Raw genomic sequence first — 24552 nt, forward strand, 5'->3', positions numbered from 1 at the left:
TCTATAATAGAGAATCTATAGTTTTTCAGAGTATCTAGGGCAACTAAAATAAACGACTGCCTCTAGTCTTTTAGTGTAGTTTTCTGTAATGATTCTTACGCAGACTGAACAAAGTCTGGTTTTGCGAACCATTTACCGAAGAAATGCCACAAGAAGTAAATTAAGATACTCACGAAAGCAGAGAAGAATGCTGATACTGGAGCAACGTCTTTACCGAAAGTTCTTAGTGTACCTTTTTCAACCATTCTGATGTACTCAGGAGTACCAGTTCTTACGTAGTGGTAACCTTGTAAGTCAGCCAGAGTAAACATCATGCCATTGTATTCAACAGGAATGTGTAATGGCGCGATGATTGGCCAGTTGCCAGGATAGAACAACAGACCCCAAGCCATACCACCAACAACCGCTGTCAATGTCATGCTGTTAGACAGCATCAAAACAACATCAAGAACGATAGCGCCTGGCATCAGGTTTGAAGGGAAGCAGAAGTTAACTGGGAAATATGTCCATCCCCAGAAGTTCAGGTATCTGTTAACCCACTCACCCAGGAGCAGACCTAAGACACAAACAACCGCGCCGAAAGGCAGACGGTAACGGTACCACAAGCATGCTTGAACAGCCGCAGGGAAAGTGATTGAAACGATAGGTGCTACAGTTACCCATAGACGTCTATCTTTCCAGTCTGTCCAGAAATCCCAGTCACCACCAGTCAACATGTAGTGGATGTGATAACCACCTAGAATAACGAAAAACGCTGTAAAGAGAATCAAATAGTCGAACGTACGTGAAACTTTAACCGCTTCAGCACGTGAACGAACAGCTGATTGAGATGCGCTCATTAGCTTACCTCCTAAAGGATTTAAATTATTTTTATTAATGACTATCTTTCTCTATGCTGTTTTGCCTTAGAAAGAGGCAAAACAGCTAGGAGATAGTTATTACAACCGAAGACTCTATTAAGCTAAGTCTTTTTTCAACAGTTTAGAGATAGCACCAACTTCGATGTTGATAACACCCAGTACACCTAAAGCAGCCCATCCGAAGAATACGAAGCCGTAGTGTAATGGAGCAACGAAGAGTTCTTCCATAAACCAGAAAGTGTGACCCCATTCGTTCAAACCAACGTTTGGCAGAATCATGAAAGGACCAATTACTGATACCATGTACTGTAACGCCAGACCTTGTTGGTATGTAGGCAGTCTTGTTTTTGCATACAGGAATGAAGCAAAACCAGTAATGATATAGATAGGATAGCTCAAATAGAATTCGATGATATGGCTTGGTGTAAAGTCAGTATCACGAACGATTGTTTGATGCCATGTACCGTCTTGCTCAGTGAAGTAGCTAGCGCCATAATAAATAGCGATACCGTACATTACCAACCAAGTCCAGTGAGTGAAATGTCTTCTCAGTTCTTCTCTTGGAGTGATTGACATTACTTTACGATCACGAGTTTTCCAGATATAACCCCACAGAATTGATGCGGTTACAACTTCAAGAACTAGCTCAACATAAAGAAAGTTCATCCAATATGTTTCGAATTCAGGTGCGAATGAGTCCAGACCAGCTGACCAGCCATAAACACCTTCATACCAACGAACCCAGCCGTAGAACACTATGTATAATGCTGCTCCGGCAAACATATTTTTCTTATTTAACAGCGGTGCTTCCGCAGCATCAGCTTTCACTGATTCAGTTGTAGCTGCCATTTCTACCTCCTAAAAATTATCAAATCCCCAGTCTATTAAACCGGGAGTCTATAGTTACAACTCCATTTTCCCACCCTACTAATTACATTAGAATCGGGGTGCCACCAAGTCTATTTAGTGAGCGCTCAGTCTACCAGTTCGATCAACCTTGTCAAGTCAAAAACAATTTTGAATTTTATTTGTCTTAAACCCATGCCAGTCTTATTAAATTTCCTTACTCTTAAAACTTTGATTTCTGTTAAAATTCCCGCTGGCTCTTTCTTTTTTTTCTGACTCACCCATTCGAAATTTATGAAAAAACACCCTGTCTTAGTGCTTATGCTCGGCTTAATTGCACTGATTTTGATCCAGCGAGAAGTCATAATGCCACTGGTCAATAAAGTTATCCAATCTGACTTATTTCTTGTGGATAGCGAAGATCAAGGTAGCGTATCTCCTGTTTCGACCCCTTTAACCGGACTTGCTTTTACACATTGCAATAACTACATCAAATCTGAACTCGGTTCGGAAGTGTCAATTAACTTTCCGGAAAAGCCTCTTAATGCCTGGAGCCTTGGCGATTATCAATATGTGGTTAACGCTGAAATCGATATCACTAGAAATGCATCAAATACCGTTACCAAAAAATATGTATGTCGGATCAATTACAAAAATAAAAGCGACGAAGAAGGCGCATTCGATTTTTCTAACTGGACTATTTATGGCTTATCGGGTTTAGATGATATTTAGGATTTGCCGGCCTGTTTGCGCTAGCAGTTAACACTGAACGAACAGGCCGGTACTATTTGCGAATGGAGCCAATGGCGGGATTCGAACCCGCGACCTACTGATTACGAATCAGTTGCTCTACCGACTGAGCTACATCGGCTTTAATTAAGCAAGAAAGTTTTGAATCAATTTAAGGGCTGATATCTATTCATCATTCCCAACCCTTCCGCGACTGCTTTACATGTAATTTTTCCATCAAATACATTAATGGCCTTGGCAAGTTGCTGATCAGATTTTAACAATGTATGTCCAGCATCTGCTATTTTTGCGATATACGGCAATGTCACATCAACTAATGCAATAGTTGATGTTTTGGGATAAGCACCTGGCATATTGGTCACGCAGTAATGCACCACACCGTGCTTTATAAATACAGGATCCGAATGAGTTGTCGGCCTTGACGTCTCTATACAGCCCCCCTGATCAATACTGACATCAACAACAACTGAGCCTTCAGACATTGACCTTATCATTTCTTCACTAATGATTTTAGGCGCTTTGGCTCCTCTGCAGAGCACAGCCCCCACCACCAAATCAGCATCTATCACATGCTTTTGAATGCTCTCTTTATTGGACAGGAAAAAACTCGCTTCTGGCAATACGGACTTTTTCAATTTATGCATCCCTTGCTGATCGATACCCCCAATAAACACATCAGCGCCCATCGCGCAGGCGACCTGACCAGCATGCTGCCCAACCACACCATCACCGATAATGACAACCTTGCCAAATTTTTTTCCTAACACCCTGCCTAATTGCATTCCCTTGCCCTGATTAAATTTTGCCAGATAATAGCTGCCCATTAATGTTGCCATGTTGCCCGCGACCGCACTCATCGGCGCAAGAATTGGCAGTCGCCCCTGCTCATCTTCCAGCGTCTCATAGGCAATTGCAGTCACTCCCTTTTTCAATAATTCCAAAGTTAACTCCGGCCTCACACCAGCCAGATGAAAAAATGTAAAAACGATTTGCCTATCCAGATGCTGATATTCTGACGCCAAAGGCTCCTTGACCTTTACAACCATGTCTACAGCCCATGCACCAACTGTAGACACTAACTGCGCACCGGCCTGCTCGTACAGTTCATTGCTAAAACCGGATCCTAGTCCGGCATCGATTTCAACCAGAACAGAGTGTCCTTTTTGAACCAAAAATTTTGCAGCTTCAGGCGTAATCGCTACCCTGTTTTCTTTCTCTTTAATTTCCTTAGGAATGCCGATCTTCATTATTATGAACTATTAACTTTTCTCATTTAGCTGTTTTATAGCATGACTCATTGCACCTAATAAAGCCACTTCAGGGTTTACGCATATTTTGACCGGAATTTTCTGTAAAATCGGACGATAGCGGCCTTTATCAAGAAACCCTTGCATAAATACCCCTTTTTGCAAAAAAGGTAAAATTTTTACAGCTATGCCACCGGCCAAATAAATACCGGCATATGGTAGGCACTTAAGCGCAAGATTTCCCGACTCCGATCCATATATTCTACAAAAAACATTCAGCGTTTCTTCGCACAAAACATCACTTCCCGCAACGCCTGCTTCACCGATAATCGCGGCCGGATCCCGTTCCGCCATCAACTTTTCAGTCTCAGGTTGCGCCGGCGCCCATGCATTTTTTTTGAGAAATTGGTAAATATTTATCACACCTTCGCCGGATAGCAACCTTTCATAACTGACATGTTCAGGATATTTTTCCCTTAAATAATTGAATAACGCTATTTCCTGATCAGTAACAGGCGCATAATCCGCATGTCCGCCTTCTGTCGCTATAACATGATGCTTAGCACCATCCCATACAACTATAGACTCACCCAGACCAGTCCCCGCAGCCAGGATGGCAACATTGCCCTCCCGCTTTTCCGCATCTGAATTCAAGTCAATAAAACTCTGCTCCGGCAATCCCAGCACACCCCATGCGGTAGCTTCCAAATCATTTAGCAACCAGACATTTGGGGTATGTAATTGTGCACTGATTTTCGCTTGATTCAACACCCAGGGAAGGTTTGTCGCATTACAATTACCATCAATTACGGGGCCGGCCACACCGATGCAAACGGCTGATAGGTGAATGTTTTCAACATCGCCTAGAAACAATTTCAGCAGTTCGGCAAATGTTTGATATCCGGAGCTAAAGAACTGTTTTTTTTGGAAACAGCGCCAACTTCCGTCACCAAACTCGTATAACGCAAGAATCGTTTTAGTAGCGCCTATATCGCCAGCGAGAATCATCATTTGCTCTCATAACTGTTAAATACCTGATAACGTTTTTCACTGTCAAAGCTTATTACCTGATAGGGATCTTTCTTACCACCCATTTCCATACCTGGCGTACCCGCCGGCATATCAGGAACGGCTATTCCAGTAACCTTCGGTTTCGTTTTCAAAAGTGTATTAATATCATTTGCAGGCACATGCCCTTCAATAACATATCCCTCGACTAAAGCCGTATGGCAAGAAGCCATCGTACCTGGAACACCATATTTACTTTTTATAGCCTGAACATCACTCGTAACGATATCCTTTACGTTAAAGTTATTATTCTTCAAATGTCCCACCCATTTTCCGCAACAACCACATGAAGGACTTCTATAAACAACTATATCAACCGGTTTGCCTACTTCATCATCAGCCTTAACAGCAGCATTGACAATGAACAAACCTATAACCGGAAGTAACTTAAATAATTTCATAATACAACCTCTTTAATCTCTCAACTATTTGTGGTGAGCACGACAATGATTTTTTACTTACCGACGTATTCATAATAATATCCGCATAGGCAAATGCCCCGCCATACAACTCTATAACAGTTCAGTATCGGTGAAATGGTAGATTTCAACTGTTTAGAAGGAAAGTTCATTGTTCGATACCATTTTCGAAAAATCATGTTTCCTTGTCTTTCCACACAGTAAAATCCACCCAAACCCAAAGCGCACTGATGAATAGGGAGTCAGATTGTCCAGACCTTCATTTCTGAGATCATTGGACCTCGCCCTGAAAATCTCACGACTTCTCCCAGAAACTTGTTTTCTTAGACCAAATGAACGGTTCTTGTATCCTGGAGTACTTAAGATTCAGAAAAAATAGCCATTACCAGCCACTAGCCCAGACAGGGCATAACATGCAGTACCGTCGCCCGAATCTCATCGACAACACAGGATATTGCTCGTTACATCTTTTATTGACGCTTGCAAATGTCTTTCAATAAACGGAAAGTTCACGCTCCGTCTTTTAACTAAAACGCTTCATTACCAATGATATGGATTATGAGTGATATGCCGGACTGTACTTATGTACAGCATCAACCATTGCTTTAACGTGAGTGGGGTTTATGTCGGGCAAAATGCCATGACCCAGGTTGAACACGTGACCGGAGCCCGAGCCATATTTATGTAAAATAGCTTTTACTTTTTCGGTAATAATATCAGGACTCGCATAAAGTGAGACAGGATCCATGTTGCCTTGCAAAGCAACCCGGTCACCAACTCTGGCGCGAGCTTGCTTTATATCCGTCTGCCAATCCAGACCCAGCGCATCATATCCGGCATCCACCATCGCTTCCAGCCAAAGCCCTCCCCCCTTGGTAAACAAAATGCTAGGAATCTGCTGTCCGTTCATATTGGTCTTCAGTAATGATCTGACTTGCTTGGCATAATATAAGGAAAACTCGGCATAGTCTTCGGAAGTTAATACGCCCCCCCAGGTATCAAATAACATGACAGCTTGAGCACCCGCTTCAATCTGAGCATTTAAATAAGCTGCTATGGAACGGGCCAACTTATCAAGCATGACATGCATCAGCTTGGGCTGTTCATACATTAAACCCTTTACTCTATGAAAGCTTTTGCTAGAACCACCTTCAACCATATAAGTTGCCAGGGTCCAAGGGCTGCCGGAAAACCCGATGAGAGGCACACTACCTTGTAGTGATTTCCTTATTAGCCGAACGGCATCGACTACATAGCGCAACTCCGTCTCCGGATCTGGAATTGGCAATTTATTGATATCTACCGCTGTTCTTACCGGATTGTTAAATTTTGGCCCTTCTCCTTCGGTAAAATAAAGCCCCAAACCCATCGCATCAGGTATGGTCAATATATCTGAAAACAGAATGGCAGCATCAAAATCAAAGCGTCTTAAAGGCTGTAGTGTGACCTCGCATGCTAGCTCGGGATTAGTACATAGATTTAAAAAACTGCCAGCCTGCTCCCTGACTTTTCTGTATTCAGGTAAGTATCGCCCCGCCTGACGCATCATCCAGACCGGCGTCCGATCGACTGGTTGCTTTAAAAGGGCTCTGATCAAGGTGTCATTTTTTAATTCTGTCATCACTTTTTTAATTTTCCGGTTAAAATTGATCGTGTCTTCCTTCAGCCACGAGACGCTAACACTTAAAGAATGCCCTTTTACTCCGAGCACTGAGGCATAAGGACTTTAATAAAAACGGTTGCTCAATTAAACGGCTGGCCGCCGGCCTTTATTTAATCGTACTGATCTTCACCGGTATCGCCTTGCGAAACTCAGTAGGTAATGAATTTCTGGCCAGGCTCGCTTGAGCAGAACTGGAAAACGAACCATACATCAAAACATACCTTTCCTTGCCTTTGGTTATTTTTGGGATATATCTGATTTCCATTCCTAATGCCAAGTATTTTTTCAGCACATTCATTACCGAGTGTTGCTTCGATAATACCATGAGCTGCAGCGTGAAATTATTAGCCGGTTGCGTTGCCAGCCATTGCCTTCCGCTGTCTTGATCAGCTGGCACGGCTACCGCTTGCTCATTCGATACCGTTGTTACTTCTACACTTTTTTTCTTGTCAGTTATGCCAGATTCTTCAGCCAAAACCGGCTCGACATGATCAACTGGTTTACCTTTTTTCGCTTCATCAAATTTGCCGTTTTTATCCAAATGCAGATCAGTATCTTGCGACTGCCTAGCATTCAAAAGCCTTTTGTTTTCCATATTAACACTGGGGGATTCCGCATCATTTTTCCCCGGCATATTTTCAGGCGCCAGTGCAAACGTTTCTAATTCATCCAGATTATCTACAATACCTTCTGCTCCAGGCAGCGTCGAAATCTTTTCATTCATCAACGATTGTTGTTGCAATGCATCTTGTTGAATTGGCGGCACAGCGTGTTCATTCTGGGAAATCTCAGCCGGGGCCGGCGGCAGCAAAGCGGTTAATGATGGTGTTTTCTCATTGCCGCCCCTCGATCCGACAGAGGATATAGCAACCTCATTATTCTCAATATGCTGTTCAGAAGTCGCCCACTGCACATAGAGTGCTATGCTAATTAATCCGGCCACAGCGGCCGTCAGTATCCATCTGGCGTTGACGCTTGGCTTGGGATTACTGGCTAAAACAGGCAATTCAGCGATAATTTTCCCTGGAATTCCATGCGTTTCCCGATAAACAGCCTCTATCATATTTTCATTGATCGCATTAAACGAAATTTGCGTCCAAGACTTTGTTGATAAATGTTGTAAAAACTCACCGCATTGTTTTTCTGATAAAGGCGGTATTTCTACAAAGTGACAATCATCAATAACGCGGTCCGATCTGTTTTTAACGTGCAATTCATCATGCGTTAACACGAAGACTACTCTTAAAACCGGATTTGACTCAACATAGCGAATTATGGTTGTTATCAGGCCTGGCACCAGCTGACCTGCATTATCAACAATCAGAATTATGTTTTTGTTTTGGCATTCATACTGCCCCAAAGCCGCTGTTAAAGCCTGACTGTATCTTTCAGGCCTATCGTGCGCAATGGTTTCGGATAGATGTTCCTGAATTTTTTCAAAGCTTAATCCGGCATTACCTTGTATTGGACAATACAACCATGACTCAACCTTGCGGTCCTGCAAGACTTTTAATAGCGTTGTTTTGCCGATACCTTCCGGGCCGCAAACAATAAGGGGCTGGGTTAAATTAGCAAGAAGATGAATTAATAATTCAAGCTTCTGTGTTCGTTCTTGCGTTATCAAAGAGTGAACAGCCGTGTCTACTGGCGTATTCAACGACTTTTTCAGATGATACGTAAAGGTATCATTATCTACCATATATTTTAAGCGTAGCTTCTAATAGTTCTTGATTTATACTGACCGGCAAGGTTGCTTCACCGATTTTTTTTAGCAAAATCAACCTTATTTGTCCGTCTACATTTTTCTTGTCAACCGCCATTAATTCAAAAAACTGCTCTGCACCAATCTCTTCCGGCGGTTTAACCGGTAATTTGGCCCTTTTGAAAAGCGTAGTAATTCTGGTCACATCCTCATCGTTTAACCAATCTAATCGCCTCGAAAGATCGGCAGCCTGACAAGTTCCGATAGCTATGGCTTCACCATGCAGATATTGACCATAGCCTGCACCGGTCTCAATCGCATGTCCAAAAGTATGTCCTAAATTCAACGTTGCTCTAATGCCGGCCTCTGTTTCATCTTCAGCGACAACCTCAGCTTTATTAATACATGACCTTTCAATCGCAAAGGCCAGCGCTTGCTTATCTCTTGCCAGCAATGCATCAATATTATTTTCCAGCCAGATAAAAAACTCCAAATCCCTAATCAGGCCATATTTAATCACTTCCGCCAGCCCCGCCGACAACTGCCTGTCATCGAGCGTATCCAAAACATCGGCATCGGCAATAACACATTGAGGCTGATAAAAAGCCCCGATCATGTTCTTCCCTAGCGCATGATTAACGCCGGTCTTTCCGCCTACCGAAGAGTCAACCTGCGCCAACAGGGTTGTAGGTATCTGCAGAAAAGGAATACCCCGCTGATAACAAGCCGCGGCAAAGCCGCCCATATCACCGATAACACCTCCGCCCAAAGCGATCAGCGTCGCGTTTCGACTAAACTTGCCGGCCAATAATTTATCAAAAATTTTAGTGACGAAGTCTAATGTTTTGTATTGCTCACCATCAGGCAGAATCACTGTTTCAACGGTATAATCCCGCAGGTTCTTCAAAACCGCGTCCAGATATAACGGCGCTATAGTGTCATTGGTAACGACCAGAACCTGCCTGGACTTTATATGCTGAGAGAACAGCTCAGCTCGACTCAATAACTCAGAACCAATATAAATGGGGTAGCTGCGGTCACCCAGCTGTACTAGTAATTTTTTCATTTGTGTAAACGATTAACTGATCTATATTTTTCCAGGATATGATTGACAACCGTTTTGCTTTGCATTACCCCTGTGTCGATTTTGTAATCGGCACAAGACAAATATAAGGGCTCCCGCTGTGCAAACAGGCTTTCTAGACGTTCTTTGGGGTTCTCTATTTGCAATAACGGTCGTTGCGAATCTCTGCGCGTTCGTTCCAGAATCCTGTCTACCGAACATTGCAAGTAGACAATAAATCCATTTTCCTTCAAGAGTTTGCGATTTTGCTCCCGCAAAATCGCACCGCCACCAGTAGCCAGTACGATACCTTTTTTTTGGGTCAGCTGTTGAATCATTTTCTGTTCGCGGTCCCTAAATCCGTCTTCGCCTTCAAATTCGAAAATAGTAGGGATATCAACACCGGTGCTTTCTTCAATTGCCTTATCACTGTCATAAAAAGGCAGTTTGAGGGCCTTCGCCAACTGCCGGCCTATAGTGGTTTTTCCGGCACCCATGAGGCCAATTAAATAGATATTTTCTGATTGCATCATGAGTTATTTGATTCTATATAAATTTAAATATAAAAAAAGGGGGCATTATGCCCCCTTTTTGCTCCGAGTAGAAGCTATCAATAAGATGATAAGGTGTCCTTGATGATTTTAGGTGTGACAAAAATCAGCAATTCTCTTTTATCATCCTGATTGAATGTCCGTTTAAACAGGAAACCTATCCCCGGCAGGTCTGCAAAAAACGGTACTTTATTAGTTGTATTATTTTGCTCTCCTTCAAACACGCCTCCCAGTACTATCGTCTCACCATCCATCACATGCACATTCGTTTCAATTTCTCGAGTATTAATGGAAGGCACGCTTGTTCCGGCGGTAAATTCCGGAGAATCCTTGGAAATTCTTAAAGCCATGATGACACTGCCGCTAGGTGTTATTTGTGGTACTACATCCAATTGCAATAAGGCTTCTTTAAACTGAATGTTTGTTCCTAAGTTAGCGCTTGAGCTTTGATATGGCACTTCAAAACCCTGCTTGATCGTCGCCTGGCAGCGATCGGAAGTCATGACTCTGGGGTTGGAAACAAGCTCACCACGCCCTTGATCCTGTAATGCCGATAGTTCGAGGTTCAACACGTAATCCGCGCCCCTTGCCAGGGTCATGCCTAAAGCTCCATAAGGGTTTGAAGATGTCGCCAGTTCCACCAGTGCATCATTGAGCACGCCTATGTTACCTTCCTCATCCACTTGGGCATTGCCATTGCCTTGCGTGCCTCGGCCGCCAACCGCGAAGACTTTACCGGAACCCACTTCAGCCTGCTTTGCGACACCAAACCGTACGCCCAGTTCCTTCGCAAATTCATTCGTAGCAATGACTATTCTTGATTCAATCATTACCTGACGCACAGGCACGTCCAGTTTTCGGATCAGTTTCTTTATCTCTTCCAATCGTTTTGCTGTTTCGCGCACAATCAGGGTGTTGGTTCTTGAATCAACAACTGCAGAGCCTCGAGCTGAAAGCAATATAAGCTTTTCATTGTTAAGATTTAAATTATTTCCTATGCCGCCTTGGTTTTGGTTCTGATATGGATTTTGATTTCGGTTTTGACCGAATTGTCCGCCAGATGAAGATGAAGATGAAGATGAAGATCCTGATGAATTACCATTAGCCATTACACAGCTGCCAAAAGCCATTGAATCAAAACCGTTTAACAGATTTCTAAAACTTTCTGCCTTAGCATAATTGATTTTAAGATATTCAGTCACGAGAGGCTCTAACTGCTCAACCACAGTCTCCGTCTTCTGTTGCTCTTCCTTATATTTCTTGATCTTGCCCACGGGCGCTATCAGGGTGACATTGCCCGTCTCGTACTTTTCCAGATCCCTGGTCATCATGATAAAGTCCAACGCCTCATCCCAAGGCACATCATCCAATTTTACAGTAACAGTTCCAGTGACATCGTCACCGGCAACTACATTCTGCCCGGTAAACTCGGCCAGAACAGCAATGACACTGCGCACATCAATTTCCTGGAAATTCAAGGACAACCTGTCACCTGTGTACTTGGCTCTTTTGTTATCAATTACCTCTTTTTCCTGAGCGGTTAACGGTCTGAATTCCACCGTCAGTAATCCTTCAGACTGAAAAAGTGAATAATCATAAAGACTATTTTGCAGCGACACTGTAATGGTCGATTCATTATTCGATGAAACCGCATTGATAGATTTAACCGGTGTTGCAAAATCAGAGACATCAAGCTTTTTCGCCAAATTGCCGGGTAGCCGTGTATTTAGAAAACTGATGACAACTTTTCCGCCTTCCTCTTTGCTGTTAACAATAGTATTAGGATTGGCCAAGGAAACCAGTATACGTCCTTCACCTTTATCTCCCCGCTTGAAATCCAAGCCGCTGATAGCCTGCTCGGGCATTAAACTGGAAATCACGGATGTTGTCGGTTTTTTTACAATAGGACCGGATCGATCTGGAACTACCGCTTTTGCATTGGTTAAGGTAAGCAGCATCTTATTGCCGACGATTTGGGTATCAAACGGTACAGGCTCTGCCAGATTGACAACCACACGCACTCTATCAGCCGCTTCCGCTATATAAACGTTACGTGCCGCTCCCTGATTGATTGGATACGATTTTTTATCCAGTGCATTTTTTACGCCCGGAAAATCCAAGGCGATTCTCGCGGGGTTATCCGTGTGAAATACTTTAGGCTCAATCGCTGTGCCGCTCATCTCCAGTTGTATCTGTAACTTATCCCCGGCCAAAGTAGCGATGTCTATTCCCTGAATGGACACATTACCGGCTCTCGCACATGCAATTTGGAACATAAATAACAATAAGCCCAAGCCAATATGCGCCCATAGCGATAGTCCCATTTTATTCAACATAATGCCGCTCTGTTTATTATTCATTTTTTATCCTCGAAATCATTCTGACAATGCTAAGGTAGCAGCTTGTTCGCGCCACGAGCCCGGTTTATCCGGAACGATTTCCATCAATTCAATTTTATCTTCAACTATCCTTATAATTTTTCCGTAATTCTTACCTACATGATTTCCAACCTGAACGCGATGAATTGTTCCGTCACTCGCTTTTATCAACCCCCACAAATTTGACTTCATAACCACAGTACCCACCATTCTTAAACTGTCGAGAGAGAATGCTTCCAGCTCTTCTTTTCGACGGGAAGTATCAGGCCTTATACCACTCCCCGTTCCAACATCAGGCCCTTCTACCTGCTCCGTCTGCTCAAGCGGCTTGAACGGATCCCGCAATCCCTCCGGCTTAAAGATGAAAGGTTCCACAACCTTAATCTCGGGCAATGGCTCTATAGGGCCTTTAGGCCTGGCCTTAACATCGGAGATATAGCGGCTTAAATCTGAAAAATCCTCATTTCCGCAACCTGTTAACAGAGCGATAAAAACTGCGCAGCCTAGGTATAGCCCAGCCCGCCCGCTAGTCAATAACGGTAAACTTTTGCGCTCCATTACTTTTTCCCCCGTCTTTTCTTAACCTTACCCGTTGAGGGCGCTTGATTAACATTTTCGTTATAGGTTTTTATCGTTGCTTTCATCAACATAGCACCAGATTTATCTTTATCGACAGGATTAATGTTGACATCATGCACGGTAACGATTCTAGGCAAAGCAGCCAAACCGCTTACAAACAATCCCAATTCTTCGTATTTTCCTATTACCTCAATATTAATCGGCAGCTCTGAGTAAAAATCCTTATTCACGGCTCCTGCCGGTTTAAACAGTCTAAACTCCAGACCGCTTGCCAATCCTGTTTGTGAAATATCGATCAGCAAGCTTGCGACTTCTTCCTTAGTAGGCATTTGTCTAAGCATTCCTTGCAACGAAACTTCAATTTGAGCCAGTTGATCTCGATAATCCTGAAGGTTTATGGCTTTTTTTTGTTTTGTTTCAAATGTGGCTCTTAATTCCTGCTCTTTCTGCTCAATATTTTCAAGCTCAGTTAACTGATCAACGGTATCGTAGTAAACACCTCCACCTGCGACCACAATGCATACCAGCAAAGTTATTGCCGCCTTGACGGGCAATGGCCATGTTCCTGCCGCATTAAAATCCCAATTAATTTCCGACAGATTCATTGCCTACCTCCCCATTTTCCGCTTCGGCCTTTTGTTTACCCTGTTTTGCACGCATGGTGAAATCGCTTAACTGCTCAGAATTAGATTTGTTCTTTGACTGAATCACATCAAGTTTAGGTATTTGCAGCCAGGGAGACTTGTCTATGGCTCGCATGAAGGCGGAAACTCTCGCGTTTGATTGCGATTTACCGTTAAAAGTCAGGCTTGATGCAGCCTGTGTGAATTTGGTAAGAAAAACGCCCTCAGGTGTCGTTCGTGCGACTTCATCAAACAAATGCACAATTTCCGGACGGCTTTCCTGTAATTTCTGAATCACATCGATTTTGGCCAGCAGTTTATGTTTTTTCTCTTCAATATCCTTGATTTCCTTAATTTTTTTATCCAGCAATGCTATTTCATCCTGCAGCATTTTATTTCTTCGCTCTTGATAGTCTTTCAGACCTTCAATATAGAAATGAACCATCCCGAGAATAGCAATCGTAGCCAAAACCGATAAACCAATTGCCGTGATGAAATCCTGTTTTTTCTGTCTGCGCAGCTCTTCGCGCCAAGGGAGTAGATTAATCTTTGTCATTAGTCAAAACTCCTTAATGCCAATCCACAGGCGATCATCATTGCAGGTGCATCATTGCTTAGCGCCTGCGGCTTTACCCTATTTGACAAGGCCATGTTAATGAAAGGATTAGCGATATACGTTGGCACACCTAGACTTTGCTCAACCAGCTTTTCCACGCCGGGTATTGAAGCGCAACCGCCAGCAAGAATAATGCTATCAATCCCCCTGTTCGCACTTGATGAAACAAAAAACTGCAGTGATCGAGCAATTTGTTGCACCATAGCTCTTTTGAAGGGGTCAAGTACATCAGTGGTATAATTATCCGGCAGTCCGCCATGCTTTTTGGCCAAGCCCGCCTCTTCATAAGACAAGCCATATCTGCGCTGGATTTCTTCAGTCAACTGCCGCCCACCGAATCCTTGTTCTCTTGTATAAACGGTGCGGCAGTCATGGAGAACATTCAAAGTAGCCATCGTTGCCCCCATGTCGGCGATAGCAATGGTCTGCCCCTCTATTGAATCGGGCAATTGATCGGCGAGCAACGTAAATGCGTTTTCCATTGCAAATGCTTCAACATCGACCACTTTGGCTTTTAATCCCGCTTTTGCTAATGCCTCCACTCGATCATCCACATTTTCTTTCCTTGAGGCGGCCAGCAGCACATCGACCATTTCCGGATTATTTTCATTTTCACCCTGCACTTCGAAGTCGAGATTCACTTCATCGAGTGAATAGGGGATATACTGGTCGGCTTCAACCATGATCTGCTCTTCCATTTCATCACTGGTTAATGAAGCGGGCATTGTTATAATTTTCGTCATAACAGCAGAACCCGCAACCGCCACAGATGCTTGCTTGAGTTTTGATCCGGATAACTTTAAGGCAACTTTAATCGCATCGGATATAACATCAACATTCGCGATGTTTTTATCGATGACGGCGTCTTGTGGTAACGACGCTACCGCGTAGTTCTCAACTCGGTAACGAGCCCCAACCCTGCTCAATTCCAGTAATTTTACTGCCGCTGTACTTATATCAATACCAAGGACAGCATTCTGTTTTTGATTAAACCAGCTCATGTATTAACTCTTGAAAAACTTGATAATGAATATGTTGCATAAATTGAAATGCCCGTCTCTTGTATCTATAGCTGTCGAAAAACTAATTACCAAAAAAGTATAGTAGTGTTTTTTATTTTGATATTAAAAATGCCCAAATTATTTGTGTGATGTGTGATAGGTTGCACTATACTCGGGCCAAGAATGCTACAGTCGGCAGCTAACCAGAAGATGTTGTATTTTCAGAAGCTATAGTTCAATTAACCGTAAATTGTATTCAGGATTACTTGTGACTATAAAAATGGTGTGCAGAAAAATTTTGAAGGGGCTGATTGTTCTTTCCATAACAGCCAGCGCATGTGTGGCAATTGCCGGTTACTTGCTGTATCAAAGATTATCAACAGAACTGCCGGATATAAAAGCATTACATAATGTTCAATATCAAATTCCTTTAAGCATTTACAGCAAAGACAATTTCCTGATTGCTCAATTCGGTGAAAAAAAGCGCACCCCGATTAGCCTCAATAAGGTGCCTCAACGGGTTATTAATGCTTTCCTGGCTGCCGAGGATGAACGCTTTTTCGAGCATCCAGGTATCGACTATAAAGGCTTATTGCGAGCCGCCATACAACTTGCCTTGACTGGCAAAAAAAGCCAAGGCGGCAGCACTATCACTATGCAGGTGACGCGCAATTTTCTGCTCAGCAGAGAAAAAACCTATATTCGGAAATTAAAAGAAATTATTCTGGCGCTAAAAATAGAAAACGAATATCCGAAAAGCAAAATCCTTGAACTTTATTTGAACCAAATCTATATGGGCCATAGAGCTTACGGCATAGCCGCAGCTGCCCAGACTTATTATGGCAAGACGTTGAATGAGCTTACGCTTGCTGAATACGCGATGATCGCCGGCCTGCCAAAAGCCCCGTCAGCCTACAATCCAATCACTAATGAGGCGCGTGCACTGCAAAGGCGCAATTATGTCTTGCGGCGACTGCTTGAGCTGAACCACATAACGCAACAAGAGTTTGACAACGCAGCCAAGCAACCGTCAACTGCAAAATTGCAATACATCTCGCCTGACATTTCAGCCCCCTATTTAGCTGAAATGGTCAGGCAAAAACTTTTCGATAAATATGGCGAAAAGGTCTATACATCGGGTTTCAAAGTCTATACAACGATAGATGCGTCATTGCAAGCGTCTGCCGATCAAGCGCTTAGAAATACATTGCATGCGTATGATGAACGTCATGGATACCATTCATTGCCTCATGCCAACATTAGCACAAGTAGTTTCAGAGACGCCCTCATTATCGGCGATACATTACCTGCCTGCATTATAAGCACCACTAACAGCACGGCTACCGCCAAGCTTCAGAATAACGCCATCATCGAAATACCTTGGGAAAATATAAAATGGGCTCAAAATAGCAGAAAGCCTATAAACGCCGGCACAAGCCCAATAAAGCGCTTTTTAGAACCCGGCGACATTATTCGTGTTCGTCGATTACCAAACGATTCTTGGGCGTTGACGCAAATACCGACAGCAGAAGGGGCTTTCGTTTCCATTAATCCGGCCAATGGCGCAATTTTGGCATTGTCTGGCGGTTTCGATTTCTTTCGTAACAAATACAATCGCGCAACCCAGGCCAAAAGACAACCAGGATCAGGTTTTAAGCCCATCATTTATACCACGGCATTGGAAGAAGGCTACACCCCGGCCAGCTTTATTAATGACGCTCCCATTATTGTTGATGACTCAAGCCAGGATAACGACCAATGGAGACCTGAGAATTACAATCGGAAGTTTTTTGGGCTCACCAGCCTGAGAACAGCCTTGACACAGTCAAGAAACATTATTTCCATTCGTCTTTTAAAAACAATAGGCATTGAAAAAGCCATTTCAACAGCCTTGCGCTTCGGCTTTACGCAAGAACAGTTGCCTAGAACCCTGTCCCTGGCCTTAGGCAGCGGCTATGCCTCGCCTTTACAGATGGCAAGAGCTTATGCCGCATTTGCTAATGGCGGTTTTCTTATCAAGCCCTATTTTATTGAACGCATCGAATCCCACGAAGGCAAAGTCATTTATCAGGCAAAACCTAAAATTGCCTGCTCTTCATGCGATAGCAATCAGGAACTCGATAAAGCCTACGCCCCGCGAATTATTTCACCCCGAATCAATTTTCTTATGAATTCATTGCTCAGAGACGTTGTTCAACGCGGTACTGCGACACGTGCAAAAGTTCTGAACCGGCAGGATCTTGCCGGCAAAACTGGCACAACAAATGACCATAGGGATGCCTGGTTTAACGGTTACACACCATCCATCGTGGCGACAGCATGGGTCGGATTTGACAACTACTCGCCCTTAGGAAATCGTGAGACGGGCGGCACTACGGCTTTGCCGATGTGGATAGAATTTATGCAGACAGCGCTGAAAAATACGCCCGAAGCTCCCTTTGACGCACCAGAGGGAATAGTTAAGGCATTTATCAACCCTCAAACAGGACTGCTAGTGTCTGAGGCGAGTCAAAATGGAGTATGGGAATTCTTCCAGGCTGAGCAAGCCCCCAGCAAATCCTCATCATTGTTTGACAATTTCCCTGCCGAATACGGAGAGTCTAATGAGAAACCAATTGAAATTTTATTTTAAACCTATAAAAAATAGACGCGCAAAAGCCTGCAAACTGAAACTGGGGCCATAAAAATAACCCCAGTCTTTTAATGCATTATTACCAATCGTTGCGGCCATGCTTGCCCGCACGGATTAGCCGTATTACCGCCGCCCCCAGCTATTGAGAAGTCCTTCATTGATAACGCTCAGAAATAATCCGACGTTCCAAAAACTATTGGACTTAATATAACTGGCAAAAACAAAAAATCTGAAAATTTATTTTCCGTATTTTTTACGGAATTTATCGACACGACCCGCTGTATCGACGACACGTTGTTTACCTGTATAAAAAGGGTGGCATGAGGAGCAAACCTCTATTTGCAAGTCGCCTTTTAATACAGAACCGGTTACAAATGTATTACCACAACCACATGTTACGGTAATTTGTTTATATTCAGGATGAATTTCTGGTTTCATATCACTTTCACATTACCCATGGATGGGCTACATACTTATTGAAGAACCCCGTATAATACGTTTTTCATTCCAAATCCGCAACTCAATTTATAAACATGCGCATTATCACATTAAATGCTAACGGCATTCGCTCGGCCGAACGCAAAGGTTTTTTTCAATGGCTTCAACAACAAAATGCCGAATTTGTTTGTATACAAGAAACAAAAGCCCAGTTTTATCAATTAAACCCCGAGCTTTTTTGTCCTACAGGCTATCATTGCTTCTATCATGATGCTCAAAAAAAAGGCTATAGCGGCGTAGCGCTATATAGCAAAAAGCAGCCCGATAAAATTATAAGAGGGATAGGCTGGCCGGATATCGACGCAGAAGGCCGCTTTATTGAAGCACAATTTGGCAAGCTCAGCGTTATATCACTTTACCTGCCATCGGGCACATCCGGTGAAGACCGACAAGCCATCAAGTTTAAATTCATGGACCGCTTCCTGCCTTATTTACATGAATGCGCACAAAGCGGCCGGGATTATATTATCTGCGGCGACTGGAACATTGCACACAAAGAAATTGACTTGAAAAACTGGCGGGGTAACCAGAAAAACTCAGGCTTTTTACCGGAAGAAAGGGCTTGGCTGACTCAATTATTCGCCACCAACCACTGGCTGGATGCCTTCAGACTGATTAACCAGGAAGCCGAGCAATACACTTGGTGGTCCAACAGAGGACAAGCCTGGAAAAAAAATGTAGGTTGGCGCATTGATTACCAGATCATTAGCGCCTCACTCAAAGACAGAGTGAACGCAGTATCAATCTATAAAAATGAACGCTTTTCCGATCATGCGCCGCTTATCATGGACTATGACTACGAGCTTGAGTCAAGCGTTGATGACGCATCAATAAAAGCACCAGAACTATAGCCGGCAACCCTACGACCGACGCATAAATAAAAAAAACATAATACCCATAAGCGTCAACAATGATGCCAGATAAGCCGCCTAAAAGCTGTGCCGGCAAGGTCATCAAGGAACTGAATAGCGCGTATTGAGTGGCAGTGTATGAAGTATTCGTCAAACTGGAAAGATAAGCAATGAATACCGATGTTGCTATACCGCCACTTAAATTATCAGCACTTATTACGCCTGCCAATAACAATAAATCAGGCTCACTGATCGCTAAAAACGCAAACAACAAATTCGTACCGGCCACTATCACCGCCCCTAATAACAAAGGCCGCATAATGCCGTATCTCGCCACCAATACGCCACCCAGGGTCGCACCGGCAATGGTCATAAAAAAACCGAAAATCTTACTGATTTCCGCAATCTCTTTTTTGCTAAAGCCCAAATCGAGATAAAACGGATTCGCCATAACCCCCATCGTGATATCGCTCATTTTATAAACAGCAATGAGCATCAGAATCAACAATCCGACTGCACCGTTACGACTAAAAAACTCCACAAAAGGACTCAAAACAGCATCAGAGATATTCGAAAGTAAACGCTGCCTGATATTCAGGCGTTTTTTTACGGCCGGCACCGACTCAGGCTTAGTTTCTAACAACTTTTCGGTTTTTATCTTTTTATGCTCAGGCTCACTGAGACAGAGTGTCGCTACGACCCCCACAATCATGGAGCCTGCCATGGCAAAGTAAGCCGATCTCCAACTGGTATAAGCCGCGATATAAAAAGCCCCTGCACCAGATATCAACAGCGCAATCCGATAACCCAAAACATAAGTTGCCGCCATTGCGCCTTGATATTCAGGCTTGACAGCCTCAATGCGATAGGCATCAATCACCACATCCTGCGTGGCCGAGCAAAACGCCACCCATACGGCAAATAAAGCAATCTGCTGCAGCTGTGTGTGCGAATCCGAACTGGCCATTCCAATCAGGCCGATCATAATCCCCACTTGAGCAAGAAACATCCAGCTACGTCTTTTGCCTAATACCCGGGTAAAAAAAGGCAACGACAGCCTGTCAATAACAGGCGCCCAAAATACTTTTATTGAATAGGTCAGACCTACCCAACTAAAAAATCCGATAACAGAACGAGTCACTCCTTCATCTCTTAACCAGGCTGATAACGTAGAAAAGACCAATAGAAAAGGCAGCCCAGCAGAGAAACCGAGGAATAACATGCCCAGCACGCGAGGCTGGGCATAAATCAAAAAGGCCGAACGCCAACTTTTTTCAGCTGCCATCGGCCTCACCAGAGAGTGAGCACCGCATTAGAAATGCGGTGCCTATTAAGAACATCAACCATTAATCAAGTAATGAACGAAGATACTTCCAACATAACCCGCAGCGATAGCAGGTGTCCACTTCAAATGAGTGAAAAAGGTGTATTTATGATTAGACTGCCCCATTAATGCCACACCGGCGGCAGATCCAACTGACAACATAGACCCCCCCACACCAGCAGTTAAGGTAACCAATAACCACTGATACAGATCCATATCCAGATTCATGTTCAGTACTGCAAACATAACAGGAATATTGTCAACAATCGCCGAGATTATCCCCACTAATATATTAGCGGTTGTCTGCCCCAAACCGTCATATAAAGCACCAGACAGCAACTCAAGATATCCAATATAGCCCAATCCGCCAACAGCAAATACGACACCAAAGAAGAAGAACAATGTATCCCATTCAGCTTCACGCACTTTATCGAAAATATCAAAAGCTTGACCTTGAGACGAATACAGCACATTGATGCGGTATCCATATATCATCAATGCAGAAAGTCCCACCATCATGCCCATAAAAGGCGGCAAATGCAGAATCTGATGAAAGCTTACCGCGGTAACGATAGTTAACAGGAATAAACCACAAACCTGTACCGCCCCCGGTTTTAAAAACACCGCCTCCTCGCTAGAGGCTTTCGGCTGCTCATCCGGTACGGCAAAATACATTATTGCAGCCGGAACGCCATAATTTACCGCCGAAGGTATGAACAGTTTGAAGAAATCAAAGAACTGAACATATTCCGCCTGCCAGACCATCAAGGTAGTAATATCGCCAAAAGGACTGAAAGCACCGCCAGCATTGGCCGCAACAACAATATTTATGAAGCCGAGACTGACAAACTTCGGATTATCAGCCCCTACCGCCATGACTACCGCCCCAACCAGCAACGCAGCGGTAAGGTTATCGGCGACAGCGGATAAAAAGAAAGTGATCACACCGGTAATTATAAACAGCTGACGGTACCCGAACTGCTTTCTTACCAACCACGATCTTAAGGCCTCAAACACATTCCTCTCAGTCATTGCGTTGATATAAGTCATCGCAACTAAAAGAAACAGCATCAATGCGCCGTACTCTTTCAAATTATATTCGAAAGCCTCATGCATATCTTTGGCCGAAACACCTGCTTCAGATGCCAACACCGCGGCATGCGCCCAAATAATGCCAGCCGCCAAAATAACTGGCTTGGATTTACGCAAATGGGTAAATTCCTCCGCCATAACAAAGCCGTAGGCAATAATAAAGATCAGAACAGTATAAATACCGCGCTCTGTTCCTGTCAGCCCAAGCGTTTGAAAATCGGCCGCCATCGCCATTTCAGGCAACACCGACAACGACAATAGAACAAATAAAAACCGCAACAAAATAACCCCCTAATTTTTCTTGTGTTTAACTAAACAATCACTGACCAAATTTTAACCGGCAATAGTATCACTATATAATAATCTTTGTCATTTTAAGACTTGCGGTATATGATTATTAGCCGTGAATACTCGCCTGACAGGCATAACCAGTACAACATCTATGTATCAGTATAACGAAGACGACCAAACACTTATTGAAGAACGCGTAGCCCAATTCAGACGGCAGACCGAGCGTTTTTTAAAAGGCGAAATATCGGATGATCAGTTTCGTGCGTTGAGGTTAATGAATGGCGTTTACATTCAAACTCACGCCCCGATGCTACGAATAGCCGGACCGTATGGCTTGCTTGCCTCCAGGCAATTTCGCAAACTGGCCCATATTGCCCGTAAGTATGACAAAGGCTATTGTCATTTTACAACTCGGCAGAACATCCAGTTTAACTGGCCACAGCTGGAGAAAATCCCCGATATTCTTGAAGAATTGGCCAGTGTTCAAATGCATGCCATCCAGACCAGCGGCAATTGCCTGAGAAACACAACTTCGGATCATCTGGCCGGTGTCTGTAAAGATGAGATTGAAGATCCTCGCCCTTACTGTGAAATTATCCGGCAATGGACCACCTTGCATCCAGAGTTCGCCTATTTGCCGCGCAAATTCAAGATTGCGGTCAGCGGTGCCTTGCTTGACCGGGCCGCCACTCAATTTCATGACATAGGCTTGCATTTAGTCAAAAACGATGCCGGTGAAACAGGCTTTCAAGTACTGGTCGGCGGCGGTCTGGGCCGCACCCCCATTATCGGCCAGATAATAAGACCCTATCTGGAAAAGAAGCACTTGCTGTCTTACTTGGAAGCTATAGTACGCATTTACAACCTGTACGGACGCCGTGACAATAAATATAAAGCACGGATCAAGATTCTGGTTAAAGAAACCGGACTGGAAGAATTTACCCGACTGGTTGAAAACGAATGGCAACTGATCAAAGATAACCTTGAGCTCAGCCCCGATCGCATTAATGCGATAAAAGCCCAGTTTACCCCTCCCGCCTACGATTCGACTTCCGCGGAAGATACTAGCTTTGCACAGCGCCAACTGGAAAACCAAGCGTTTGCCACCTGGGTTAAACATAATACTGTTGATCATAGAGTACCAGGATATCGTATCGTCTTTCTATCACTTAAGGCGCAGGACTCCCCTCCTGGCGACATGACCGACACGCAGCTCGATGCGGTTGCCGACCTGGCCGATCAATACAGTTACGGGCAGATCAGAAGCACCCATAGACAGAATCTGGTCTTCGCCGATGTCAAACAAGCCGATCTGTTCTCACTATGGCAAAAACTGGAGACATTAAAGCTGGCCACGCCCAATATTGGTACCGTAACTGACATGATTTGCTGCCCTGGCCTTGACTTTTGCTCGCTGGCCAATGCCGGCTCTATCGGTATTGCTAAGGAAATTAACGAAGCCCTTGACAACATGGACTATATTCATGACATAGGGGACGTAAAAATCAATATGTCGGGATGCATGAACGGCTGCGCCCACCAAAGCGTCGGCCATATTGGCATACTGGGTGTTGATAAAAAAGGCGCTGAATGGTATCAACTGACACTCGGCGGCTCCTCGGAAAACGAAGCCGCGATTGGCGAACGATTAGGGCCGGCTGTTGCCAAAGATCAAGTAACCAAGGCAGTGACGACTATTCTTGACGTTTATATCAAACAGCGTCTGGACGACGAATCATTCCTGGACACGGTAAAACGGGTTGGAATCACCCCATTCAGAGAAGAAGTCTATGCAGATAATTAAAGACAAGCAGATCATCGATGATAACTGGAGTTATGTTTCTGATGATGAAGAATTAAGAGCCGGAAACATCAGCGTTTCACTCGCTCGTTGGAAAAAAGACAAACAGCAATTACTGCATCACGACGGAAAATTAGGCGTTAGACTTGAGCCTTCCGATTCGATTGACGAAATTGCAGAAGACCTGAAAGAAATTGAATTAATTGAACTGAATTTTCCTGCCTTTACTGACGGACGAGCATTTTCTCATGCATGGCTGCTTAGATCTCGCCACCATTATACTGGCGAGATCAGAGCAACAGGACACTATATGCTAGACCAATTATTTTATTTATCGCGTGTTGGCATCAATGCATTCAAATTTGAAAAATCTGAAGAACTGCCTGTTGCGCTCTCTACACTTGATGACTTTACAGTTAGTTATCAAAAATCCATTAATTAAATCATACAGTCAAGGTGTGTTTCATCGCACACCTTGTTCTCTATTCGTCAGAATACTTAGGACACGGCCTCTCTACAGGTATTATCAATCCAGAACTTCAGTATTTAACTGAGCGCCCGGCACAATCCGAACATTTTTAAGCATCCATAATCGCTGTTCATCGCTTACAGCGAACTGTGGCTGGACTACCCGCGCGCCAGCTACAAGGGTTTTCAAGTCGACCGCCAGGCACTGCCGGAACCGGATAGCCTGAGA

At 43.9% G+C, this 24552-nt stretch carries 22 protein-coding genes and 1 tRNA gene; 5 read left to right on the plus strand and 18 right to left on the minus strand.

The window, feature by feature from the left end:
* Positions 1–95: 95 nt before the first annotated feature.
* Positions 96–839 carry a bacterial ammonia monooxygenase, subunit AmoA gene (gene amoA / locus METMA_RS0105875; protein ID WP_020158144.1) on the minus strand — a complete coding sequence of 248 codons (744 nt, stop codon included), beginning with the start codon at positions 837–839 and terminating at the stop codon, positions 96–98.
* Positions 840–956: 117 nt separating this feature from the next.
* Positions 957–1709 carry a bacterial ammonia monooxygenase, subunit AmoC gene (gene amoC, locus METMA_RS0105880; protein WP_020158145.1) on the minus strand — a complete coding sequence of 251 codons (753 nt, stop codon included), beginning with the start codon at positions 1707–1709 and terminating at the stop codon, positions 957–959.
* A gap of 291 nt (positions 1710–2000) precedes the next feature.
* On the opposite strand from amoC, the gene METMA_RS0105890 reads away from it, so the two are divergent.
* Positions 2001–2438 (plus strand): hypothetical protein, encoded by a 438-nt coding sequence (locus tag METMA_RS0105890; RefSeq protein ID WP_027147074.1) that lies wholly within the window; start codon positions 2001–2003, stop codon positions 2436–2438.
* A gap of 63 nt (positions 2439–2501) precedes the next feature.
* Here the strand turns inward: METMA_RS0105890 and METMA_RS0105895 are convergent.
* The 13 genes from METMA_RS0105895 to METMA_RS0105955 form a co-directional block, all read right to left on the minus strand.
* Positions 2502–2577 (minus strand) — tRNA-Thr (locus METMA_RS0105895).
* A 25-nt stretch (positions 2578–2602) separates the two neighbouring features.
* The gene (ald, locus tag METMA_RS0105900) at positions 2603–3703 is read right to left on the minus strand and encodes an alanine dehydrogenase (RefSeq protein ID WP_020158148.1); all 1101 of its coding nucleotides are present in this window, start codon (positions 3701–3703) and stop codon (positions 2603–2605) included.
* A 12-nt stretch (positions 3704–3715) separates the two neighbouring features.
* Positions 3716–4714 (minus strand): glucokinase, encoded by a 999-nt coding sequence (gene glk / locus METMA_RS0105905; RefSeq protein WP_020158149.1) that lies wholly within the window; start codon positions 4712–4714, stop codon positions 3716–3718.
* Positions 4711–5172 carry a DUF411 domain-containing protein gene (locus METMA_RS0105910; RefSeq protein ID WP_020158150.1) on the minus strand — a complete coding sequence of 154 codons (462 nt, stop codon included), beginning with the start codon at positions 5170–5172 and terminating at the stop codon, positions 4711–4713. Before METMA_RS0105910 ends, glk begins: the two co-directional genes overlap by 4 nt.
* Positions 5173–5746: 574 nt before the next feature.
* Positions 5747–6811: a uroporphyrinogen decarboxylase gene (hemE, locus tag METMA_RS0105915; RefSeq protein WP_020158151.1), complete on the minus strand. Its 1065-nt coding sequence runs from the start codon at positions 6809–6811 to the stop codon at positions 5747–5749.
* A 148-nt stretch (positions 6812–6959) separates the two neighbouring features.
* Positions 6960–8552 (minus strand): ATP-binding protein, encoded by a 1593-nt coding sequence (locus tag METMA_RS0105920; protein WP_020158152.1) that lies wholly within the window; start codon positions 8550–8552, stop codon positions 6960–6962.
* Positions 8542–9621: a 3-dehydroquinate synthase gene (aroB, locus tag METMA_RS0105925; protein WP_020158153.1), complete on the minus strand. Its 1080-nt coding sequence runs from the start codon at positions 9619–9621 to the stop codon at positions 8542–8544. The genes METMA_RS0105920 and aroB overlap by 11 nt, the downstream gene beginning before the upstream one ends.
* A complete protein-coding gene (gene aroK, locus METMA_RS0105930) occupies positions 9618–10151 on the minus strand; it encodes a shikimate kinase AroK (RefSeq protein WP_020158154.1) in 534 nt (177 codons plus the stop codon). Before aroK ends, aroB begins: the two co-directional genes overlap by 4 nt.
* A gap of 77 nt (positions 10152–10228) precedes the next feature.
* On the minus strand, positions 10229–12529 hold the full coding sequence (gene pilQ / locus METMA_RS0105935) for a type IV pilus secretin family protein (RefSeq protein ID WP_020158155.1): 2301 nt from the start codon (positions 12527–12529) through the stop codon (positions 10229–10231).
* 15 nt (positions 12530–12544) lie between these two features.
* Positions 12545–13105 carry a pilus assembly protein PilP gene (locus METMA_RS0105940; protein WP_020158156.1) on the minus strand — a complete coding sequence of 187 codons (561 nt, stop codon included), beginning with the start codon at positions 13103–13105 and terminating at the stop codon, positions 12545–12547.
* Positions 13105–13731, minus strand: a complete 627-nt coding sequence (locus METMA_RS0105945) for a type IV pilus inner membrane component PilO (RefSeq protein WP_020158157.1) — start codon at positions 13729–13731, stop codon at positions 13105–13107. The genes METMA_RS0105940 and METMA_RS0105945 overlap by 1 nt, the downstream gene beginning before the upstream one ends.
* On the minus strand, positions 13712–14305 hold the full coding sequence (locus METMA_RS0105950) for a PilN domain-containing protein (protein ID WP_020158158.1): 594 nt from the start codon (positions 14303–14305) through the stop codon (positions 13712–13714). The genes METMA_RS0105945 and METMA_RS0105950 overlap by 20 nt, the downstream gene beginning before the upstream one ends.
* Entirely contained in the window at positions 14305–15366 is a 1062-nt protein-coding gene (locus METMA_RS0105955) for a pilus assembly protein PilM (protein WP_020158159.1), read from the minus strand. Before METMA_RS0105955 ends, METMA_RS0105950 begins: the two co-directional genes overlap by 1 nt.
* A 280-nt stretch (positions 15367–15646) precedes the next feature.
* On the opposite strand from METMA_RS0105955, the gene METMA_RS0105960 reads away from it, so the two are divergent.
* Positions 15647–17998, plus strand: coding sequence for a penicillin-binding protein 1A (locus METMA_RS0105960; RefSeq protein ID WP_020158160.1), 2352 nt, complete (start codon positions 15647–15649; stop codon positions 17996–17998).
* A 237-nt stretch (positions 17999–18235) separates the two neighbouring features.
* On the opposite strand, the gene rpmE is transcribed toward METMA_RS0105960, so the two are convergent.
* Positions 18236–18436 carry a 50S ribosomal protein L31 gene (gene rpmE, locus METMA_RS26290; protein WP_081917738.1) on the minus strand — a complete coding sequence of 67 codons (201 nt, stop codon included), beginning with the start codon at positions 18434–18436 and terminating at the stop codon, positions 18236–18238.
* A gap of 95 nt (positions 18437–18531) precedes the next feature.
* Here rpmE and METMA_RS24060 point away from each other — a divergent pair, with 95 nt between their 5' ends.
* Positions 18532–19347 carry an exodeoxyribonuclease III gene (locus METMA_RS24060; protein WP_020158161.1) on the plus strand — a complete coding sequence of 272 codons (816 nt, stop codon included), beginning with the start codon at positions 18532–18534 and terminating at the stop codon, positions 19345–19347.
* On the opposite strand, the gene METMA_RS0105970 is transcribed toward METMA_RS24060, so the two are convergent.
* Both METMA_RS0105970 and nhaD read right to left on the minus strand, forming a co-directional pair.
* Positions 19280–20632 carry an AmpG family muropeptide MFS transporter gene (locus METMA_RS0105970; RefSeq protein ID WP_020158162.1) on the minus strand — a complete coding sequence of 451 codons (1353 nt, stop codon included), beginning with the start codon at positions 20630–20632 and terminating at the stop codon, positions 19280–19282. The two genes, METMA_RS24060 and METMA_RS0105970, sit on opposite strands and share 68 nt — an antisense overlap.
* A gap of 54 nt (positions 20633–20686) precedes the next feature.
* Positions 20687–21991 carry a sodium:proton antiporter NhaD gene (gene nhaD / locus METMA_RS0105975; protein WP_020158163.1) on the minus strand — a complete coding sequence of 435 codons (1305 nt, stop codon included), beginning with the start codon at positions 21989–21991 and terminating at the stop codon, positions 20687–20689.
* Positions 21992–22205: 214 nt separating this feature from the next.
* Here nhaD and METMA_RS0105980 point away from each other — a divergent pair, with 214 nt between their 5' ends.
* Both METMA_RS0105980 and METMA_RS0105985 read left to right on the plus strand, forming a co-directional pair.
* Entirely contained in the window at positions 22206–23858 is a 1653-nt protein-coding gene (locus METMA_RS0105980; RefSeq protein ID WP_020158164.1) for a nitrite/sulfite reductase, read from the plus strand.
* The gene (locus METMA_RS0105985) at positions 23845–24297 is read left to right on the plus strand and encodes a DUF934 domain-containing protein (protein WP_020158165.1); all 453 of its coding nucleotides are present in this window, start codon (positions 23845–23847) and stop codon (positions 24295–24297) included. The genes METMA_RS0105980 and METMA_RS0105985 overlap by 14 nt, the downstream gene beginning before the upstream one ends.
* The last annotated feature ends 255 nt before the right edge of the window (positions 24298–24552 follow it).

The sequence above is a fragment of the Methylobacter marinus A45 genome (genome assembly GCF_000383855.1).
Taxonomy (GTDB): Bacteria; Pseudomonadota; Gammaproteobacteria; order Methylococcales; family Methylomonadaceae; genus Methylobacter; species Methylobacter marinus.

Coding starts and splice junctions, on each gene's coding strand:
- amoA (WP_020158144.1), bottom strand. CDS start 839: ATGAGCGCATCTCAATCAGCTGTTCGTTCACGTGCTGAAGCGGTTAAA.
- amoC (WP_020158145.1), bottom strand. CDS start 1,709: ATGGCAGCTACAACTGAATCAGTGAAAGCTGATGCTGCGGAAGCACCG.
- METMA_RS0105890 (WP_027147074.1), top strand. CDS start 2,001: ATGAAAAAACACCCTGTCTTAGTGCTTATGCTCGGCTTAATTGCACTG.
- ald (WP_020158148.1), bottom strand. CDS start 3,703: ATGAAGATCGGCATTCCTAAGGAAATTAAAGAGAAAGAAAACAGGGTA.
- glk (WP_020158149.1), bottom strand. CDS start 4,714: ATGATGATTCTCGCTGGCGATATAGGCGCTACTAAAACGATTCTTGCG.
- METMA_RS0105910 (WP_020158150.1), bottom strand. CDS start 5,172: ATGAAATTATTTAAGTTACTTCCGGTTATAGGTTTGTTCATTGTCAAT.
- hemE (WP_020158151.1), bottom strand. CDS start 6,811: ATGACAGAATTAAAAAATGACACCTTGATCAGAGCCCTTTTAAAGCAA.
- METMA_RS0105920 (WP_020158152.1), bottom strand. CDS start 8,552: ATGGTAGATAATGATACCTTTACGTATCATCTGAAAAAGTCGTTGAAT.
- aroB (WP_020158153.1), bottom strand. CDS start 9,621: ATGAAAAAATTACTAGTACAGCTGGGTGACCGCAGCTACCCCATTTAT.
- aroK (WP_020158154.1), bottom strand. CDS start 10,151: ATGATGCAATCAGAAAATATCTATTTAATTGGCCTCATGGGTGCCGGA.
- pilQ (WP_020158155.1), bottom strand. CDS start 12,529: ATGAATAATAAACAGAGCGGCATTATGTTGAATAAAATGGGACTATCG.
- METMA_RS0105940 (WP_020158156.1), bottom strand. CDS start 13,105: ATGGAGCGCAAAAGTTTACCGTTATTGACTAGCGGGCGGGCTGGGCTA.
- METMA_RS0105945 (WP_020158157.1), bottom strand. CDS start 13,731: ATGAATCTGTCGGAAATTAATTGGGATTTTAATGCGGCAGGAACATGG.
- METMA_RS0105950 (WP_020158158.1), bottom strand. CDS start 14,305: ATGACAAAGATTAATCTACTCCCTTGGCGCGAAGAGCTGCGCAGACAG.
- METMA_RS0105955 (WP_020158159.1), bottom strand. CDS start 15,366: ATGAGCTGGTTTAATCAAAAACAGAATGCTGTCCTTGGTATTGATATA.
- METMA_RS0105960 (WP_020158160.1), top strand. CDS start 15,647: ATGGTGTGCAGAAAAATTTTGAAGGGGCTGATTGTTCTTTCCATAACA.
- rpmE (WP_081917738.1), bottom strand. CDS start 18,436: ATGAAACCAGAAATTCATCCTGAATATAAACAAATTACCGTAACATGT.
- METMA_RS24060 (WP_020158161.1), top strand. CDS start 18,532: ATGCGCATTATCACATTAAATGCTAACGGCATTCGCTCGGCCGAACGC.
- METMA_RS0105970 (WP_020158162.1), bottom strand. CDS start 20,632: ATGGCAGCTGAAAAAAGTTGGCGTTCGGCCTTTTTGATTTATGCCCAG.
- nhaD (WP_020158163.1), bottom strand. CDS start 21,991: ATGGCGGCCGATTTTCAAACGCTTGGGCTGACAGGAACAGAGCGCGGT.
- METMA_RS0105980 (WP_020158164.1), top strand. CDS start 22,206: ATGTATCAGTATAACGAAGACGACCAAACACTTATTGAAGAACGCGTA.
- METMA_RS0105985 (WP_020158165.1), top strand. CDS start 23,845: ATGCAGATAATTAAAGACAAGCAGATCATCGATGATAACTGGAGTTAT.